The organism is Mesorhizobium sp. M2E.F.Ca.ET.209.01.1.1 (genome assembly GCF_004010375.2).
Lineage (GTDB): Bacteria > Pseudomonadota > Alphaproteobacteria > Rhizobiales > Rhizobiaceae > Mesorhizobium.
Genome location: NZ_SADP02000154.1, coordinates 1 through 485 on the forward strand (window position 1 = coordinate 1; position 485 = coordinate 485).

Below are 485 nucleotides of genomic sequence, written 5' to 3' on the forward strand. Positions count from 1 at the left end.
AAATGAAACGCTCTAAAGCGCGTCGCGAAGCGTTCAGATCCGCTCCATGCGCTTTGGGTTTTGATTTTGCGCATGTCGTTATCCCGAAACCGGTTACCGCTTTCGGGAAACCAGCTTTAATCGGCGTGATTGAGCAGGCGGGTGGCGTCGGCGCGATCCTTCCCGCCCATGGTGCCGGCGTGATCGATGCCTTCCACTGTGATGGCGAATGTCCCGTTTTCGGTCCTGCCGATAAAGCCCTTCGCCTTAAGGTACCAGAGGTGAAACTCGAGATGCTCGCGCGGGCAGCCTGACAGGCGTTCGAGCTCCTCGTCACCGATGCCTGGATTGTTGACGTCTCGCCGCCGCCTCACATAGAGAAGCGACAGCAGATTGGCCTGGATGACGGAATCCCTCGCCAAGCCGCGGGCGTCGCGCGCCTCCTCGGTAAGTTCGTGACGAAGGCCCAGATGCTCGCGCTAAACGATATCGTACTGGGCCCGTTT

Annotated in this window: 1 protein-coding gene; it reads right to left on the reverse strand. The window is 59.2% G+C overall.

Going from position 1 to position 485, the window contains the following annotated elements; translation table 11 throughout:
• Positions 1–116 precede the first annotated feature (116 nt).
• Positions 117–401 carry a hypothetical protein gene (locus EN852_RS35055; RefSeq protein ID WP_246694490.1) on the reverse strand — a complete coding sequence of 95 codons (285 nt, stop codon included), beginning with the start codon at positions 399–401 and terminating at the stop codon, positions 117–119.
• Positions 402–485 lie beyond the last annotated feature (84 nt).